Source organism: Microbacterium sp. AC035 (genome assembly GCF_979258485.1).
In genome coordinates, this window is the sequence record NZ_OZ409858.1 from 2,770,747 (window position 1) to 2,786,865 (window position 16,119).

Annotated in this window: 18 protein-coding genes; 11 read left to right on the forward strand and 7 right to left on the reverse strand. The window is 66.5% G+C overall.

The window, feature by feature from the left end; all coding sequences use genetic code 11:
• Nucleotides 1–8: 8 nt before the first annotated feature.
• A complete protein-coding gene (locus tag ACZ0AA_RS13390) occupies nt 9–1,595 on the reverse strand; it encodes an ABC transporter substrate-binding protein (protein WP_463513203.1) in 1,587 nt (528 codons plus the stop codon).
• A 203-nt stretch (nt 1,596–1,798) separates the two neighbouring features.
• Between ACZ0AA_RS13390 and ACZ0AA_RS13395 the strand changes: the two genes are divergently transcribed.
• Entirely contained in the window at nt 1,799–2,332 is a 534-nt protein-coding gene (locus tag ACZ0AA_RS13395) for an Lrp/AsnC family transcriptional regulator (protein ID WP_053099313.1), read from the forward strand.
• On the opposite strand, the gene ACZ0AA_RS13400 is transcribed toward ACZ0AA_RS13395, so the two are convergent.
• Together ACZ0AA_RS13400 and ACZ0AA_RS13405 are read right to left on the reverse strand one after the other, a co-directional pair.
• Nucleotides 2,333–2,692, reverse strand: coding sequence for a hypothetical protein (locus tag ACZ0AA_RS13400; RefSeq protein ID WP_400863475.1), 360 nt, complete (start codon nt 2,690–2,692; stop codon nt 2,333–2,335). It abuts the gene before it with no gap.
• 132 nt (nt 2,693–2,824) lie between these two features.
• Entirely contained in the window at nt 2,825–3,838 is a 1,014-nt protein-coding gene (locus tag ACZ0AA_RS13405; protein ID WP_463513204.1) for a hypothetical protein, read from the reverse strand.
• Nucleotides 3,839–3,973: 135 nt separating this feature from the next.
• On the opposite strand from ACZ0AA_RS13405, the gene ACZ0AA_RS13410 reads away from it, so the two are divergent.
• From ACZ0AA_RS13410 to ACZ0AA_RS13445, 8 genes are all read left to right on the forward strand, one after another.
• Nucleotides 3,974–4,936, forward strand: coding sequence for a hypothetical protein (locus tag ACZ0AA_RS13410; RefSeq protein WP_463513205.1), 963 nt, complete (start codon nt 3,974–3,976; stop codon nt 4,934–4,936).
• The gene (locus ACZ0AA_RS13415; RefSeq protein WP_463513206.1) at nt 4,933–6,051 is read left to right on the forward strand and encodes a hypothetical protein; all 1,119 of its coding nucleotides are present in this window, start codon (nt 4,933–4,935) and stop codon (nt 6,049–6,051) included. The genes ACZ0AA_RS13410 and ACZ0AA_RS13415 overlap by 4 nt, the downstream gene beginning before the upstream one ends.
• Nucleotides 6,052–6,436: 385 nt before the next feature.
• On the forward strand, nt 6,437–7,132 hold the full coding sequence (locus tag ACZ0AA_RS13420; protein WP_463513207.1) for a DUF1684 domain-containing protein: 696 nt from the start codon (nt 6,437–6,439) through the stop codon (nt 7,130–7,132).
• 29 nt (nt 7,133–7,161) lie between these two features.
• A complete protein-coding gene (locus ACZ0AA_RS13425; RefSeq protein WP_463513208.1) occupies nt 7,162–8,655 on the forward strand; it encodes an ABC transporter substrate-binding protein in 1,494 nt (497 codons plus the stop codon).
• A 52-nt stretch (nt 8,656–8,707) separates the two neighbouring features.
• Nucleotides 8,708–9,670 carry an ABC transporter permease gene (locus ACZ0AA_RS13430; protein ID WP_463513209.1) on the forward strand — a complete coding sequence of 321 codons (963 nt, stop codon included), beginning with the start codon at nt 8,708–8,710 and terminating at the stop codon, nt 9,668–9,670.
• Entirely contained in the window at nt 9,667–10,527 is an 861-nt protein-coding gene (locus ACZ0AA_RS13435) for an ABC transporter permease (protein ID WP_463513210.1), read from the forward strand. Before ACZ0AA_RS13430 ends, ACZ0AA_RS13435 begins: the two co-directional genes overlap by 4 nt.
• A complete protein-coding gene (locus ACZ0AA_RS13440; protein ID WP_463513211.1) occupies nt 10,524–11,321 on the forward strand; it encodes an ATP-binding cassette domain-containing protein in 798 nt (265 codons plus the stop codon). The genes ACZ0AA_RS13435 and ACZ0AA_RS13440 overlap by 4 nt, the downstream gene beginning before the upstream one ends.
• Entirely contained in the window at nt 11,318–12,073 is a 756-nt protein-coding gene (locus ACZ0AA_RS13445; protein ID WP_463513212.1) for an ABC transporter ATP-binding protein, read from the forward strand. Before ACZ0AA_RS13440 ends, ACZ0AA_RS13445 begins: the two co-directional genes overlap by 4 nt.
• Before the next feature lie 48 nt (nt 12,074–12,121).
• Here ACZ0AA_RS13445 and ACZ0AA_RS13450 read toward each other — a convergent pair whose 3' ends face one another.
• Nucleotides 12,122–12,529 (reverse strand): winged helix-turn-helix transcriptional regulator, encoded by a 408-nt coding sequence (locus ACZ0AA_RS13450; RefSeq protein WP_463513213.1) that lies wholly within the window; start codon nt 12,527–12,529, stop codon nt 12,122–12,124.
• A gap of 201 nt (nt 12,530–12,730) precedes the next feature.
• On the opposite strand from ACZ0AA_RS13450, the gene ACZ0AA_RS13455 reads away from it, so the two are divergent.
• Nucleotides 12,731–13,408 carry an FMN-dependent NADH-azoreductase gene (locus tag ACZ0AA_RS13455; RefSeq protein WP_463513214.1) on the forward strand — a complete coding sequence of 226 codons (678 nt, stop codon included), beginning with the start codon at nt 12,731–12,733 and terminating at the stop codon, nt 13,406–13,408.
• Nucleotides 13,409–13,787: 379 nt separating this feature from the next.
• Here the strand turns inward: ACZ0AA_RS13455 and ACZ0AA_RS13460 are convergent, their stop codons facing one another.
• On the reverse strand, nt 13,788–14,252 hold the full coding sequence (locus ACZ0AA_RS13460) for an HIT family protein (protein ID WP_463513215.1): 465 nt from the start codon (nt 14,250–14,252) through the stop codon (nt 13,788–13,790).
• Between the two features lie 200 nt (nt 14,253–14,452).
• On the opposite strand from ACZ0AA_RS13460, the gene trpS reads away from it, so the two are divergent.
• Nucleotides 14,453–15,487, forward strand: coding sequence for a tryptophan--tRNA ligase (trpS, locus tag ACZ0AA_RS13465; protein ID WP_463513216.1), 1,035 nt, complete (start codon nt 14,453–14,455; stop codon nt 15,485–15,487).
• A gap of 24 nt (nt 15,488–15,511) precedes the next feature.
• Here the strand turns inward: trpS and ACZ0AA_RS13470 are convergent, their stop codons facing one another.
• Both ACZ0AA_RS13470 and ACZ0AA_RS13475 read right to left on the reverse strand, forming a co-directional pair.
• Nucleotides 15,512–15,790, reverse strand: a complete 279-nt coding sequence (locus ACZ0AA_RS13470; RefSeq protein WP_463513217.1) for a type II toxin-antitoxin system RelE family toxin — start codon at nt 15,788–15,790, stop codon at nt 15,512–15,514.
• Nucleotides 15,787–16,062 carry a type II toxin-antitoxin system Phd/YefM family antitoxin gene (locus ACZ0AA_RS13475; RefSeq protein ID WP_463513218.1) on the reverse strand — a complete coding sequence of 92 codons (276 nt, stop codon included), beginning with the start codon at nt 16,060–16,062 and terminating at the stop codon, nt 15,787–15,789. The genes ACZ0AA_RS13470 and ACZ0AA_RS13475 overlap by 4 nt, the downstream gene beginning before the upstream one ends.
• Nucleotides 16,063–16,119 lie beyond the last annotated feature (57 nt).

A 16,119-nucleotide genomic window follows, 5' to 3' on the forward strand; every position in this document is an offset into this window, starting at 1 on the left:
GCCCCGAATCAGCCGGCGGGCGTGATCTCGGCGATGTCCATCTCCCACACCGAGTTGTACACGGCGCCGGTGACGGCATCCGCCGTGGCGATGTTGCGACCGGGGACGATCAGCGGAACGAAGGGACCCTCGGTCTGCATCGCCTCGGCGAACGAGGTGAAGGCCTCGCTGCGCTGGGCCTCATCGGTCGCGGCCGCGGCGCCTGCTGCGATGCCCGCGATCTCGGGGTTGGCCTCAGCCGCCCATCCGGCGCGCAGACCGACCTTCAGTCCGGGAGCGAACGGAAGGAAGTTCGCGGAGTCGGCGTAGTCCGGTCCCCAGAACCACAGGCCGAAGCCCTCGGTGCCGTTGACGTACGCGTCGAGCTCGGTGGCGAACGGGGCAGGCGCGAGTTCGACGGCGATGCCGGCATCCTCGAGCTGGGCCTGCACGCGCTCGGCGAGCGGGGTGAACTCCACGCCGCCGACCGGGTAGTCGTTCGGGAACTGCAGCTTCAGGGTCTGACCCGTGTAGCCGGCCTCCGCCAGGGCGGCCTTCGACTTCTCGAGGTCCTGCTCCACGCCGCTGTCGAGGGCACCCTCGAATCCGGGCGGGATGACGCCGGTCGCCTGAACGGCGCCGGCACCCGCGAGCTCGAGCAGCGCGTCGTAGTCGAGGGCGTAGCGGATCGCCTCGGCGATCTTGACGTTCGCGAGATCACCCGCGACAGCCTCGGACTGGTTGAGCAGCAGGAAGATGGTCTGACCCGACGGCACGGACTCGACGTTCAGTCCGTCGCCGAGGCCCGAGACCTGGTCGCCGTTGAGGTCCATGGCGACCATCGAGTCGCCGCCCTTGAGGTTCGCGAGCTGGGTGGCGCTCTCCGAGACGTTGCGCACGACGACGCGACCGTAGGCGGCCTCCTCGTCGCCGTTGTACTCGTCGCTCTTGGTGAGCACGACCTGCGAGGAGAGGTCGAGCGTGTCGAGCACGAACGGGCCGGAACCGGCGGAGGTGCCGTCGAGGAACTCCTGCGCGCTGTCGGTGCCGTCGATCGTTCCGCCGTTCTCGATCACGACGTCGGAGTTGACGATGCCGAGTGCCGGGTTGGCGAGGATCGCGGGGAGCTGCAGGAGCGGCGTCTCAGAGGTGATCGAGATCGTCTTCTCGTCGACCTCGGTGATGGTCAGGCCGCCCAGGAGGAAGTTCGGCTTGGCGTCGGTCATGCCCTGGATGCGCTGCAGGGTGAAGACGACGTCCTTCGCCTCGATCGGCGAGCCGTCGGAGAAGACGCGGTCGCCCTCGAGAGTGAAGGTGAACTCGGTCGCCTCGTCGTTCTGCTCCCACGACGCGAGGCCGGGGACGGGGGTCGAGACGTCCGAGCCCTCGAAGTCGACGAGGGTCTCGTAGAGCGCCTTGGCGATCATGTTGCCGGTCGGGTCGTAGGTGTGACCCGGGTCAGCTGTCTCGATCGAGAACGCGGTGTCGATGACCAGCGAGTCGGAACCGGAGGATTCTCCCCCGTTGTTCGCCGAGTTGCCACCGGAGCAACCGGCGAGAGCGAAGAGCGCGACGGCTCCGATCGCGATGACGGACGTGCTGCGACGTGACGACATATGGGCCTCCAGGGGCGAGGAGTTTCATCGGGTTCGGTCGACGCCGGGTGGACGACCGGTGATCAGATTCGCATTGTATGGGACTATGTGTCCAGCAAGAATGCAGACGCCATCACAGTCTGTCCAAGACCCCGCCCGTGAGGAGCATTGTGTCCACCAAGAGCGACGAAGCCACGAGGCAATCTGGACGAAGTGCCGCCCCATTGGACGACATCGGATACAGAATCCTCGAGACACTGCGTGATAACGGTCGCATCTCGATCGCCGCACTGGCCGAGACCGTGGGGATCTCCCGCGCGAACGCGTACACGCGCGTCGAGACGCTGATGCAGGACGGCGTCATCACCGGGTTCAGCGCGCGGGTCGACCAGTCCAAGGCAGGGCTGTCGATCGGGGCGCTCGTCTTCGTCACGGTGCACCCGCAGGCCTGGGCGTCGTTCCGAGAGAGCGTGCTCGAGATGCCCGATGTCGAGTGGTGCGCCATCACCACGGGCGAGCACGACGCCATGCTGCTGATCCGCGCCGTCGACGTGAGCGGTGTGCACGAGTTCACGACCGGCGTCATCGCCCAGCTTCCGGAGGTGCGCACCGTCGTCAGCGTGGTCGTGCTCGACGAGGTGATCCGCCGGTCGTTCCTGCTGCCGAGCGACCTGCCCGAGCGCGACCTGGCGACACCGCTGGGAATGACTCGATGGACGCCCGCGACGCCGGGTCGCGACATGCTTCCGCCGCGCTGATCAGGCGGCTGCGGCCTCTTCGCAGACGCTCAGCTGCGGCAGGCCGTGCATCTCGTAGTGCTCGACGAGTCGGATGCGACCGTCATCGGTGAGCTCGAGCCGGCTCTCGCCGTCTCCGGTCACCACGGCGCCGTCTGAGACGAGCACGTGCACGAACGACACCCAGATGGTGTCGCCGGTGCGGGTGCCGACGAAGCGTCCGAAGGTCACGGTGTCACCGGAGTAGTCCCCCCAGATCGCCCCGTCCTTCTCCCAGTAGACGAACTCGCTGGGCGACTCGGGGTCGACAGCCGAGGTGGTCGAGGAGACCATCCGGAACCGGCGGCCGTCGAGCGAGGGAATGGTTGCAGTCGTGCTCACCCTCCGATTATGGAGGGCACTTCGGGGTGCGCTGAAGCCGCCCCGGCAAGCGTCTTCCCGGCCCACTCGCGGAGCAGACCGGGCGAGACGAAACAGCCGCAGGCCCCGACGCCCGCGGCGTTTCGTCTGACGCTATTCGAGGTCGAGTCGAAGGAGTTCGGGCAGGTGCGCGGTCTCGGCGCGCACCGCGAGCAGGAAGTCGGAGTAGTCAGGCGTCATCTGCACCCGCGAGGATCCGAGCATGTGCGTCGAGGGTCTGCCTGCCGCTCGCTCGAACTTGACGCGCCTGACGGGATAGCCGGTGGGGGTCAGCCAGATGCGGGTCAGCTGGGCGAACGGCAGATCGACATCATCGAGCCGGATGCCGTGGTGGCTGACCTCGATGCGGGCGGGGATCGCCTTCAGCACGCGCCGGCGCAGAACGGCCCCGATCGCGAGGCCGATGCCGGCGAGGCCCGCGAACGGAACCATCAGCACGAGTGCCGAGAGCTCGCTGTCGAGAAAACCGGGCGATGCGGCGACGATGGCGACCGCCACTGCGGCCACGAGCGAGACCGCTGCTCCGATCGCGAGCCCTGAAGCGAGGCGCCGCTCGCCAGAGGAATCGACCGTGAAGGATGACGGAAGCTGTGCCCTGGCGCGCGCCGCCTCGACGGGATCCGCCACGGGTGGGTGCGCGATCGGGTTGAGCATCGCCATCAGGTCGTTGAAGGTCGAGCGTGTGAAACCGGCCAGCTCGACTGTGATCTCGCGACCGCTCGTGTAGATGATCAGCGCGCGGGTGATGCCGCTGCGGAGTCCGTTCGTGCGGTGCTCGGTGATCTTCGATCGGAAGCCGGTGGTGGCCCGGTCGTACACCTCACGGTTGCCGGCACGACCCACTTCGACGCTGTCAGATCGCACGACGACTCGCGTGTTCCGCAGCCAGAAGATCGACGCGAACACGACGAGGGTCAACGCGATCGCCACCACCAGCACGATCGTTCCGCGTGTCGAGATGTCCATCCGGCGCGGAAGGAACTGGGGCAGGATGAACAGCGCCGCGGCCGACAGCGCGGCCGACACCACCACTGCGCTCACCACCGCGCGCGCCGGGTGACGGCGGAAGACCCGCTCGTCCGGCACCACAGAGACCCCACCGACCATCAGACGCCCTCCCGAACATCGTTCAGCGCGACGGCCGACTTCGGCGATCCGCGCACCCCTCCGCATATTCTGGCCCCTCCGCCGCGCGAGCAGGTGAACCGATATCTCGCAGGTACCGTGGGTCGCATGCACTGGATGTCTGACACCTCGGCCGGCGACTGGCTGCGCGAGCGACTCGACGACCCATGGAACGCGACGATGCACTCCGTCGTGCCCCATGGCTTCCCGGCCTACGCCCGCATCCTGCATCCCGGCATCGTGCGCTCTCTCCCCGACCGGCCGGTGCCGACCTACGACGAGTACGACGCCATGGCCGAAGCGGAGCGGCAGGCTGTCCTCGATCAGTTCATCGATGAGCCTGCGACCTGGGCCGAGACGGCATCCGCCTTCGGCACGACTCTGCATCCCCTGGCGCAGTGGCAGCGCATAGTGCGCACTCCGATGGACGGTGACTGGAATCTCCGGCTCTCCCCCGACGGTCGAGAGTTCACGGCCCCGATCGAGGGCGATCTGACGCCCGAGATGCTCTCATCCATCTCGTCGCTTCTGGTCGACCACACGACGACTCCGGATGCCGGCTTCGCGGCGCTCTGGGAAGGTCGAGGCGGTCTGGTCGGCCACATGGGGCACGGCCCTTCCCGCGCCTTCCTCACCTTCAGTGACGACCCGAATCACCAGGCGATGCTCGACCGCAGCATCCGCGATCCTCTCAACAACGCGTTCCGCAAGCAGACCTGGCAGGAGGGCATCCTGTCGCGTGAGGTCTCGGAGGGGCCGCGGTTGCAGCTGCTGAACCGCGATCACGTGCTGTTCCGAGGCGCGGTGAGCGACTTCGCCCGCGCGGACTGGATTCTCGACGTGCCGTGGCGCGACCGACCGGGCGAGGAGCACGGGTTCGCTCCGTCAGCGCAGAGCCCCGCGATCCTGTGGCCCGACGACCACGCCTGGGTGATGGTGAGCGAGATCGACTACGACTCGACGATCGTCGCAGGGTCTGCCGAGCTGGTCGCCGCGATCTGCGCCGATCAGCGGCTCGAGGCATTCCCGATCCCCGAGAATGCCGAACTGACCTGGGATTCCGACGAGGTGAACCGATGACCGCACCGCAGCCGGCCCCATCGTTCGACGCCCGCCCGCTCACCGATCCCGTCGATCCACGGGCCGTCAGCGCCTTCAACACCGAGCTCCGCTCGCGGGGCGCGACGGGCCTCTCGGCCACGACGATCATTGCGGTCGTGGTCTTCGGCCTCGTGTTCGTCGTCGCCTTGACGTTCGTCGGCGCGACCATGGCCTCGCTGTTCACCGATCGGGGATCATCCTCGTTCGTCGGCCTCGGCATCCTCGCGGCTGTGGGTGTCGGGATCACGATCGCCGTCCTGGGCTTGCGGCGCTCCCGCGTCGCGCGGTACCGGCTCGACGCCTTCGCCAGGGCGAACGGCATGGCGTATGAGGCCAAGGTCGCGAACCCTGCCCTGCCGGGCATGCTGTTCGGCCTCGGTCGCTCGCGCGAGGCCACCGATCTCGTGCGCGGCACGCAGCCCCGCTTCGTCGAGTTCGGCAACTACCAGTACACGACCGGATCGGGTAAGAACTCCACCACCCACCGCTGGGGCTATGTCGCCGTCAAGCTCGACGTTCCGCTGCCCAACATCGTGCTCGACGCCAAGGGCAACAACGGATTCGGGTCGAACCTGCCCGCGTCGTTCCAGAAGGAGCAGCGCCTTTCACTGGAGGGCGACTTCGACCAGTACTTCACGCTGTACTGCCCCGAGGGCTACGAACGCGACGCCCTCTATCTGTTCACGCCCGACATCATGGCGCGGTTCATCGACAACGCCGCCGAGCTCGACGTCGAGATCGTCGACGACTGGCTCTTCCTCTACACGCAACGCAGGGCCTCGACGCTCGACCCGGCGACCTGGGCGTGGCTGTTCGGCGCAGTGGGAGCCGTGATCACCAAGCTCGACCAGTGGGAGCGCTGGCGAGACGAGCGGCTGGTGCTCGAGAACCCGACGGCGGCCGCGGCAGCTTCGTCGAGAGTCGCACCGCAGTCGGCGAGCGAGCGGCTTCCGTTCGCTCCGCCGGCCGGTCTGCTCTCGCCACCGCCGGGCGTCGCGCACGAAGGGCGCAGGCTGAAGCGCAGCTTCCAGTGGGTGCCGATCGTCTTCGTGATCGGATTCGCGCTGTTCTGGTTCTGGTCCAGATCGTTCTGAGCGCGACCCCCGAGGGCGGGTTGTGGGGGTGGGTGCTGACTGGGGATCAGCGTTCCCACCCCATCCCCCCTCGGGATCAGAAGGAGATCTGACACTCCCTCCGCAGGACGGTCGAACCGTCCGTACGCGCGGGTCAGCTGGGGACTGACGACTCTGCGCGTATATGAGTAATGGTATACCGGCATACGTTGCATTCCGTTGCGTGGAAGAGACTCGACCGAACACGTTGCATCGCGTCTAAAAACGTGCGGAATGAGGGCCTGCAGCCTCATTCCTCTGCTGCATTCGTGCATGCTCGAGAAGGCCCCTCCGGGGTGAGGTCGCGCATTACCTCGGGTGACGGAGTCGGCCCCACCCCCACCTGCATGCAAGAGAATGGAAGGTGATGTCTGAACGCGAAGAGCACACCCACTGGCAGGCCGAGCGCCGCGCCTCCGTCACCTCGGCGACCGGAAACCTCGCCCTGATCGAAACCCGCTGGACGGGCGAGGCCCCCGATCTGGACGCCGAGCAGCAGGCGGCATCCGACACGGTGACCGTGACGCCGATCCAGCGCACGAACATCGACACCGGCGCGGCCGAGCACGGGCTGCGCGTCTGGGATGCCGATGCACCCGCGATCCGCGCCTTCGATCGCATCGACACCTACGACTACGACCCCGCGTGGGTGCTCGAAGGACACTTCACCCCGGTGTCCGGCGATCGCCGCGTCTCGTTCGAGCACATCCGCGACAACGGCGGCACGCGCGAACTCGTCGTCCCCGGCGACATCCACTTCGAGCTCGACGGCCGCGAGTACGACCTGGCCGCCTTCGACGACGGCGGCACGCTGCTGCTCGTGTTCGGCGACCAGACCAACGGCTCCGAGACCTACGGGTCGGGTCGCTTCCTGTTCGTCGAGCTGCGCGACGACGAGGGAACCGTGGTGCTCGACTTCAACCGCGCCTTCGTGCCGCCCTGCGGATTCAGCGCCCAGTACAACTGCCCGCTGCCGCCGGCATCCAACCGCTTCCCCCTGCCTATCCGAGCAGGCGAGAAGAACGTCGTCTTCCGCGACGGCTTCGACATCTACGCGGCGTGACGCCGCACACCCTCACCCTGGGAGCACTCATGAGAAGAACCCGAATCCTCGGCGCGCTCGGCGCCGTCGCGACGCTCGCCCTCGTGGCCGGCTGCGCCTCGGGAGCCACCGACGACACCTCGAGCGAAGACGCCACGATCTTCATCGGGTCGCTGTACGAGCCGACCAACCTGAGCAACACCCAGGGCGGCGGCCAGGGCGTGACCGAGGCCCTGACCGGCAACGTCTATGAAGGCCTCTACCGCCTGACCGACGACGGCGAGGTCGAGCCTCTTCTCGCCGAAGACGCCCAGGTGTCCGACGACGGCCTCACCTACACGATCACGCTGCGCGACGACGTGACGTTCCACTCGGGCGACCCGCTGACCTCCGCCGACGTGAAGTCGAGCATCGAGGCCGTCACCGCCGAGGACTCGGTCTCGGCCCGCAAGTCGAGCTTCAAGACCATCGCCGACATCGCGACGCCCGACGACCAGACGGTCGTCTTCACGCTGTCGCAGCGGTCGATCTCGTTCCTCTACAACCTCAGCTACGTCTGGGTCGTGAACGACGAGGCCGGTGACATCACCGGCACGGAGGACGGCACCGGACCCTACACGCTCGACGAGTGGAAGAAGGGGTCGACCCTGACGCTCGAGCGCTGGGACGACTACTGGGGCGAGCCCGCCAAGAACGCCGAGGTCGTCTACACCTACTTCACCGACGCCACGGCCGAGAACAACGCTCTGGTCACGGGCGAGATCGACGTGATCACCAGCGTGCAGAGCCCCGACTCGCTCACGCAGTTCGACTCCGACGACTACGTCGTCAGCGAGGGCACCTCGACCACGAAGGAGCTGCTCGCGTTCAACGACCGCGTCGCCCCGTTCGACAACGCTCTCGTGCGCAAGGCGATCTACTCGGCGATCGACACCGAGAAGCTCCTGGAGTCCATCTGGGGCGACTACGGCACGCTCATCGGCTCGATGGTGCCGCCGACCGACCCCTGGTACGAGGACCTCACGAAGGTGAACCCGTACGACGTCGAGCTCTCGAAGGATCTGCTCACGCAGGCCGGCTACGCCGACGGCTTCACGTTCACGCTCGACACCCCGAGCTACGACCCGCACCCCGCTGTGGCGGAGTTCCTGCAGTCGCAGCTCGCCGAGGTCGGCATCACCGTCGAGATCAACACGATCAGCGCCGACGAGTGGTACACGAAGGTGTTCAAGGAGCAGGACTTCGAGGCCACCCTGCAGGAGCACGTGAACGACCGCGACGTGGTCTGGTACGGAAACCCCGACTTCTACTGGGGCTACAACGACGCCGACGTGCAGCAGTGGGTCGCCGAGGCCGAGCAGGCCGCCACGACCGACGAGCAGACCGCTCTGCTGAAGCAGGTCAACGAGAAGATCGCCGAGGATGCAGCGAGCGTATGGTTGTACCTCTACCCGCAGATCGTGGTCGCCTCGAGTGACCTCAGCGGGTACCCGGTCAACGGCCTGAACTCGCAGTTCTTCGCCTACGACATCGTCAAGTCCTGACGCGCGAGGGGGATGCCGCGCGTCGGCATCCCCCTCCTCATCCTGAACAGTCATGCTCGCTTATCTGATCCGCCGTCTCGCCTTCCTCGTGGTGTCGCTCGTCGTCGCGATGATCGCGATCTTCGTGCTGCTCCGTCTGCTTCCGGGCGACCCGGCGAACGCACTGCTCTCGGTGAACGCGACCCCCGAGCAGATCGCCGCGGCCCGCGCGCAGGTCGGCTCCGACCAGCCCCTGCTGCAGCAGTTCACGACCTGGGCAGGGCAGCTGCTGCGCTTCGATCTCGGCGAGTCCTTCCTGAGCTCGCGTCCGGTCGGCCCCGATATCGCCGATCGCCTCGCCGTCACTCTCCCCCTCACGCTCATCTCCTTCGCCGTCGCCCTGCTCGTCTCGCTCGCGATCGGCATCACCGCCGCCGTGAAGTCCGACCGCTGGTACGGCATCGCGCTCTCGGGCTTCGCGCAGCTGGGCGTGGCCGTGCCCGTCTTCTGGGTCGGCGTCGTGCTCGTCTGGATCTTCGCGCTCGGACTCGGATTGCTGCCGTCCGGAGGCTTCCCCCGGGACGACTGGGAGGATCCGGCCGACGCGCTGCGCTCGCTCACGCTCCCGGTGATCACGATCGTGATCGTGATGAGCGCCTCCCTCAGCCGCTACGTGCGCTCCGCCACCCTCGACGTGATCGGCAGCGATTACCTCCGCACCGCCCGCGCCGGCGGTTCGGGGATGGGCGAGGCCCTGCTGCGGCACGGAGTGCGCAACGGCGCAGTGCCCGTCGTCGCGATCCTCGGCATCGAGCTGTCGACGACGCTGCTCGGCGCGGTCGTCGTCGAGAGCGTCTTCACTCTTCCCGGACTCGGCAGCCTGCTGCTGTCGGCCATCGAACAGCACGACTTCCAGGTGATCCAGGGCGTCCTCGTCGTCAGCACGCTCTTCGTGCTGCTCGTCGGATTCGCCGCCGACATCGTGCAGCGACTGATCGATCCGCGCCTGCGCACGAGCGTCTCGGGCAACCGATGAGCCGCGTCGCCGAGCAGCTGGTCACCGGCTCCGTCCCCGTGCGGAAGCGTCCGAAGGCGACCCTGCTCATCGGACTCGTGCTCACCGGCGCCATCGTGCTGATCGCCCTGATCTCGCTGTTCTGGCTGCCCTATCCGCTCGCCGACACCAGCGGCAGCCGACTCGAGGGCCCGAGCGCCCTGCATCTGCTCGGCACCGACCGCCTCGGCCGCGACCTGCTCTCGCAGCTGATGTGGGGCGCGCGGATCGCGCTCATCGTCGGCACCTGCTCGGTCGCGATCGCCGCCGTGCTCGGCACGATCGTCGGCCTCCTCGCCGCGTTCTCCCGCCCCTGGGTCGACGACACGCTCTCCGCGGGCCTCGACGTCGTCATCGCGTTCCCGGTGCTGCTGCTCGCGATGCTCGTCGTCGCCGTGCAGGGAGCCTCGCTCTGGTCGGCGGTGCTCGCTATCGGCCTCGCGATGTCGGCTGTCGTCGCGCGGCTCACCCGCATCCTGTCGCGGCGCGTGCTGCAGGAGCAGTTCGTCACCGCCGCTCGCACCAGCGGCACGGGCGTGCTCGGCATCGTGTTCCAGCATGTGCTGCCCAACATCGCCCCGACCCTCGCCGTCAGCCTCGCGCTGCAGTTCGGGGCAGCTGTGCTCGCCGAGGCGAGCCTGTCGTACCTCGGGCTCGGCGCGCCGCCGCCCAACGCCTCGTGGGGTCGGATGCTGCAGGAAGCCCAGGGCACCGTGCTCACCGCCCCCGTCGGAGCGATCGCGCCTGGCATCGCGATCATCGCTCTCGTGCTGGGAGTCAACTTCCTCGCCGACGGCCTGCGCGACCTCGCCGACCCGACCCGCAGGAGGAGCCGATGAGCATCCTCGACGTCGCCGGCCTCACCGTGCGTTCAGCATCCGACGCACTCGTGCGCGATGTCTCGTTCTCGCTCGCACCGGGTGAGCGCCTGGGCCTGATCGGCGAATCCGGATCGGGCAAGTCGCTCACCTCGCTCGCGGTGACCGGGCTGCTGCCCGACGCTCTGCACGCATCCGGTTCGGTGCTGCTCGACGGCCACCAGGTCGTCGGTGCTCGCGATGCCGACCTCCGCCCGCTCCGTGGACCCGTCGCGCAGATCGTGTTCCAGGAGCCGCTCACCGCGCTCGACCCTCTGATGCGGGTCGGCAGGCAGATCGCCGAGCCGCTGCGTCGTCATCTCGGCCTGCGCGGAGCCGAGCTGCGCTCCGCGGTGGCGGCCGCGCTCGACGAGGTGGCGCTGTCGGAGCCGCGGTTCGCCCGCGCCTACCCGCACGAGCTGTCGGGTGGCCAGCGCCAGCGGGTGGCGATCGCGATCGCCCTCGCCGCGCGTCCTCAGCTGCTCATCGCCGATGAGCCGACGACCGCGCTCGATGTGACGGTGCAGGATGCTGTGCTCGCCCTGCTCGAGCGCCTCGTCGCCGAGCGCGGCATGGCGCTGCTGTTCATCAGTCACGACCTCGCCGTCGTGTCGCGCATGGTCGATCGCATCGTCGTCCTGCGCGATGGTCTGGTCGTCGAGGAGGGTGCCGTGGCAGAGGTGCTGCGGCATCCGACGGAGCCGTACACGCGGATGCTGGTCGACAGCGCTCGGGCACTCGACGCGTTCCTCGACACCGCGGAGGGTGAGCGATGAGCCTTCTCGAGCTGCGAGGCGCCGGCTTCGCCTACGGATCCCAGCGGGTGCTCGACGACGTCTCGCTGAGCCTCGACGAGGGTGACTCACTCGGCCTCGTCGGCGAATCCGGCGCTGGCAAGTCGACGATCCTCCGGCTGCTGCTCGGTCTCGCAGGGCCGCGCGACGGTGAGGTGCTGTTCGACGGCGAGCCCCTGTCGCTACGGGACCGCTCGCAGATGCGCCGCTTCCGCGCGAGCGTGCAGCCGGTGTTCCAAGATCCCTACTCGTCGCTCGACCCCCGCCAGCGGATCGACCGCATCATCGGCGAGCCGCTCCGGTCACTGCGCCTGGCATCCGGTGCCGACGCCCAGCGTCGCATCGCCGAGGCCCTCGAATCCGTCGGGCTTCCCGCCGACACCGCCCGCCGCTACCCTCACGAGTTCTCGGGTGGGCAGCGTCAGCGCATCGCCATCGCGCGGGCCGTGGTCTCGCGCCCGCGGGTGCTGCTCGCCGATGAGCCGGTCAGCGCGCTCGACGTCACCACGCGGGTGCAGGTGCTCGAGCTGCTCGACCGACTGCGTCGCGAGAACGGCCTGTCACTCGTGATGGTGTCGCACGACCTGACCGCCATCGCCTCGGCGTGCGACCGGACCGTGGTGCTGCAGAACGGTCGCGTCGTCGAGCAGGGCGCCACCGCATCCGTGCTGCACGCCCCCCAGGACCCCTACACCCGCGCTCTGGTCGACGCCGTTCCGCGCCTCCCCCGCTGAGTTCCGTTCAGGCGAGGCTCGAAAGAATTCTGTTCTGCCCTGACTCGGCTAGCCAAAATCGAGTTGGTGCCTGTCATGAGCCATACGTGAAGCACCGATGTCGTGCATGTTTTCTTCGGCCCACTTCTTCATCTCGAAGACGATGGGGAGCAGCGAGCGTCCTCGCGATGTCAGTTCGTAGTCGGTTCGTATGGGGGTTGTTACCGTGATGCGCCGCGAGATCAGGCCGTCGCGTTCTAGCGAGCGCAGTGTCGAAGTGAGCATCTTCTGGCTAGCGCCCGGGATGGTCTTCCTGAGGTTGCTGTGGCGCTGCGGGCCTTCTACCAAAGCCAACATGACCAACGTGACCCATTTACTACTGATCGCTTCAAGAAGTTGACGCGCTGGGCACAGCGCTAAGGAGGCGTTGTAGTTCTTCTGTGCTTCGTTGCGCTTTTGTTCGGCGGTGTAGGTCATCTGCTAGCCTCTTCGGGGGAGCCTTGATCTTGCACACGGGAGATCATATGCGGTGTCACGCTAGCTGGAAACCAGTTTCTGGAGGCACGTTGAAGTTCCTTAGGCACGGAAGAGTGCACCCTTATGCGATTTGGGGAGATCAGTCAGGATCGGCTACGAGGCACAACATGCCCTCTTCCTAGAGCTTCGGAAGGAAGCCCAATGACTACCCTCCTCCACATCAACGCTTCTCCTAGCTACGTCCACAGTGAATCACTTGCTCTGGCCCGATACTTCATAGATTCTGTTCAGGATTCCACGCGGGACAGCTTCGAGGTGGACACCCTGAATCTCTTCGACGATGGAGTGCTACCTGTTTTCGGTCGGACGGCGGCAGCCGCCAAGATGGCAGTGTTCTCTGGCCAGGAGCAGACGACGGAACAGATCGTTGTGTGGCAGTCTGCGCGCGCGGTGTTTGACCAGTTCGCGGCCGCAGACGCGTACGTCTTCAACATTCCGATGTGGAACTCGGGTGTGCCGTATGCGCTGAAGCAGTGGATTGATATCATCACTCAGCCCGGTTGGAGTTTTGGCTTCGACCCGGAGAAGGGCTATCGAGGCTTGCTGGAAGGCAAGCATGCGCTCGCCATTCACACCAGCGGTGTTTATGCGCCGGGCGTGCCAGCTGCATTCGGCTCCGATTTCAGCAGCACGTTCTTCGCGGACTGGCTGAACTTTGTGGGCATCCATGATGCCACTCATGTTCGTTTCGCTCCCACCGTCGTGAACGGAGATGTTGACGGCACACGCAAGGCTGCTGAATCAGAGCTATCCGCGGCAGCGACCGCGTTCGCCAGCAAGCTCGACGCAACTGGGAATCTCCAGTTGGCGAACAGCTGAGACGACATCATGCCCCACAAACCTACGCCCACCACTCCGCGGGTTCCGCCGCCGAACAATCATCAGCTGGCCCTAATGATTTGGCTGGCTGTGTTCCCCACGCTCACATTCATCAATCTTGTGTTCGGCGAGTGGCTCGCCACTCTGAACGTTGTGATTCGTACTCTTGTTCTCGTCTCCGTAGCCGTTCCCATCGTTGTCTACGGTCTCATGCCCCTCCTGCATCGGGTTCGCGTCTGGATCATCCTTCGCAGGCAAGCCATCGGCAATGCGGTGGTGACAGGCTCCGACTCGATGCCGTTGGCATAGATGACCGCCGCTGGGTCTCGGAGATGTAGCTGGCTTCCCTGTGGCTCCCGGCGCCAGCGCCAGCCGCATCTCAGGCGCTCGCCTGCCACGCTTTCCGTAGCGCAGACGCCGACGCATCGATCTCCGCGTCAGGGAGATACGCAGGGCCGTCGGAGATGTCCACGTTCCGCAGCGGGTCATCCTCGAGATGCTGCGGGAACACATGGCAGTGAAGATGCGGGGCCCGATGACCCATCACCAGGTAGTTGATCTTCCGCGGGTCGAATGCTTTGCCGACGGCCCGGCCTGCGCGCTGGACGTCGCGCCAGAACGCACTGAGCTGACCGGCGTCCAGCAGACCGAGGTCAGTGACATGCTCGCGGAGGATGACCACGGTGTAGCCGGGATGCGCCTGGTTGCGCACCAGTCGGATGTGAGTCGCCTCTGTGGAAGCGACGAGGATGCTGTGCTCGTTCTCCGGCAGATGAGCGTCGGCGCACATCCCACACAGCTCAGGGTCCGCGAGTTCTGCCCACTCCTGATCCGACCACCACATCGGCCCATGGTAGCCGCGAGAACCCCGCCGCCGGTCGCCTCGAGCGTCCAACGTCACTATCCTCGACCTATGCGTTTCACCGTTTCGTCGTGGTGGCTGCACGAGCAGCCGTAACGCATTGACGCGCGGGCTGCACGGCAGCCCGCGACCCCTACGCGGACCCATGTTCCGTGCAGCTCCTTTCGAATCAGGAGCAGATCATGGACTCATACGCCGCAACCCTCGCCCGCATGCCCGACCTTCGAGAGGCGATCGAGCAGCATCCCGAGAGATACCGCGTGCTCACCGGGGAACGCCCGACCGGCAGGCTGCATCTCGGCCACTACTTCGGCACCATCCGCGAACGGGTCCGTCTGCAGGATGCCGGTGTCGAGACGTTCGTCATCTTGGCCGACTACCAGGTGATCACCGACCGCGACTCGGCCGGCGACGTGCGCGGCAACGTGTACGGCGCGGTGCTCGACTACCTCGCTGCCGGCCTGGATCCGGCCTCGACCACGATCTTCACCCACTCCTCGGTGCCGGCCCTCAACCAGCTCCTGCTCCCTTTTCTCAGCCTGGTCACCGAGGCAGAGCTGCACCGCAACCCGACGGTCAAGGCCGAACTCGCGGCATCCGGACGCACCCTCAGCGGACTACTGCTCACCTATCCCGTCCACCAAGCGGCCGACATCCTCTTCTGCAAGGGCAACCTCGTTCCGGTGGGCAAGGACAACCTCCCGCACGTCGAGATGACACGGACGATCTCACGTCGCTTCAACGACCGATACGGCAACGTGTTCCCCGAGCCTGCCGCACTCGTCACCGAGACCCCTGAGCTTCCAGGCCTCGACGGCCGCAAGATGTCGAAGAGCTATGGAAATGCGATCGCACTCGGGATGACGGCTGACGAGACCGCCGACGCCATCAGGCGCGCTCCCACAGATTCGGAACGCGTGATCACGTACGACCCCACCAACCGGCCAGGAGTCTCGGGGTTGCTCGCGACGGCCGCGGTCGTTCTGGACCGCACTCCGGAGGTGATCGCGGAGGAGATCGGTGGTGCAGGAGCCGGTGCGCTCAAGCGCCTCACCACCGAAGCGGTCAACGAGTTCCTCGCCGACCATCGTGCCCGTCGTGCGGCGCTCACCATCGCCGATGCCGCCGCCGTGCTCCGAGAGGGCAACGAGCGCGCGGAGTCCATCGCGAACGACACGCTCGATGAGGTGAGGGCGGCGATGGGGATGACGTATTGACGGAAGGCGCGGCCCAACAAAAGGTCAGTTCATGCCGGGAGCCGGCGGTCGATACGCGTCGCGTCGGTGCCTCGCACGCACCACGATGAGTTGGTTCGGCTCCTCGAGATAGAACAGCACCCGATAGTCGCCTCGGCGCGCCGATTGCAGTCCTTCGAAGTCCTCCAGTAGCGGCTTACTCATCCGGAGCGGGTTCTCGGGCAAGGTATGAACGGCGAACTCCACAATCGCCTGCGCGATCTTCGGCGGTAGTCCATCGAAGTCCCGCCAGGCGGAATCGGCGAATGACGTGACCCAGTTCACCGGGGTCGAACGCCGTATCGCTTCATCGTGTCTTCGGCGCTGCGGAGCTCGCCGGCCCCGGACTGCCGGCGAGCGTCATCCACGTCTTCACGAGTCCCCCCCTGGGAGAACCAGAACAGGGTCTCATACAGCGAGTCCAGAGCATCCTTGTTCACCAGCACCGCTGCGCTGCGTCCGTGGCGAGTAATCTCGATCGTCTCGTGCTCACGTTCCACTTGGTCGACGAGACGTGACAGGTGATCCTTCGCCTCACTGAGCGGTATGGTCTGCATGGAGAAACATTAGCCTGAAGTCTGGCCTATATCTAGCCTGACTCCAGGCCATATGTC

Bases quoted from the DNA above. Each gene is read 5' to 3' on its own strand.
- ACZ0AA_RS13390 (WP_463513203.1), bottom strand. From the start codon at position 1,595: ATGTCGTCACGTCGCAGCACGTCCGTCATCGCGATCGGAGCCGTCGCG.
- ACZ0AA_RS13405 (WP_463513204.1), bottom strand. From the start codon at position 3,838: ATGGTCGGTGGGGTCTCTGTGGTGCCGGACGAGCGGGTCTTCCGCCGT.
- ACZ0AA_RS13410 (WP_463513205.1), top strand. From the start codon at position 3,974: ATGTCTGACACCTCGGCCGGCGACTGGCTGCGCGAGCGACTCGACGAC.
- ACZ0AA_RS13415 (WP_463513206.1), top strand. From the start codon at position 4,933: ATGACCGCACCGCAGCCGGCCCCATCGTTCGACGCCCGCCCGCTCACC.
- ACZ0AA_RS13420 (WP_463513207.1), top strand. From the start codon at position 6,437: ATGTCTGAACGCGAAGAGCACACCCACTGGCAGGCCGAGCGCCGCGCC.
- ACZ0AA_RS13425 (WP_463513208.1), top strand. From the start codon at position 7,162: ATGAGAAGAACCCGAATCCTCGGCGCGCTCGGCGCCGTCGCGACGCTC.
- ACZ0AA_RS13430 (WP_463513209.1), top strand. From the start codon at position 8,708: ATGCTCGCTTATCTGATCCGCCGTCTCGCCTTCCTCGTGGTGTCGCTC.
- ACZ0AA_RS13435 (WP_463513210.1), top strand. From the start codon at position 9,667: ATGAGCCGCGTCGCCGAGCAGCTGGTCACCGGCTCCGTCCCCGTGCGG.
- ACZ0AA_RS13440 (WP_463513211.1), top strand. From the start codon at position 10,524: ATGAGCATCCTCGACGTCGCCGGCCTCACCGTGCGTTCAGCATCCGAC.
- ACZ0AA_RS13445 (WP_463513212.1), top strand. From the start codon at position 11,318: ATGAGCCTTCTCGAGCTGCGAGGCGCCGGCTTCGCCTACGGATCCCAG.
- ACZ0AA_RS13450 (WP_463513213.1), bottom strand. From the start codon at position 12,529: ATGACCTACACCGCCGAACAAAAGCGCAACGAAGCACAGAAGAACTAC.
- ACZ0AA_RS13455 (WP_463513214.1), top strand. From the start codon at position 12,731: ATGACTACCCTCCTCCACATCAACGCTTCTCCTAGCTACGTCCACAGT.
- ACZ0AA_RS13460 (WP_463513215.1), bottom strand. From the start codon at position 14,252: ATGTGGTGGTCGGATCAGGAGTGGGCAGAACTCGCGGACCCTGAGCTG.
- trpS (WP_463513216.1), top strand. From the start codon at position 14,453: ATGGACTCATACGCCGCAACCCTCGCCCGCATGCCCGACCTTCGAGAG.
- ACZ0AA_RS13475 (WP_463513218.1), bottom strand. From the start codon at position 16,062: ATGCAGACCATACCGCTCAGTGAGGCGAAGGATCACCTGTCACGTCTC.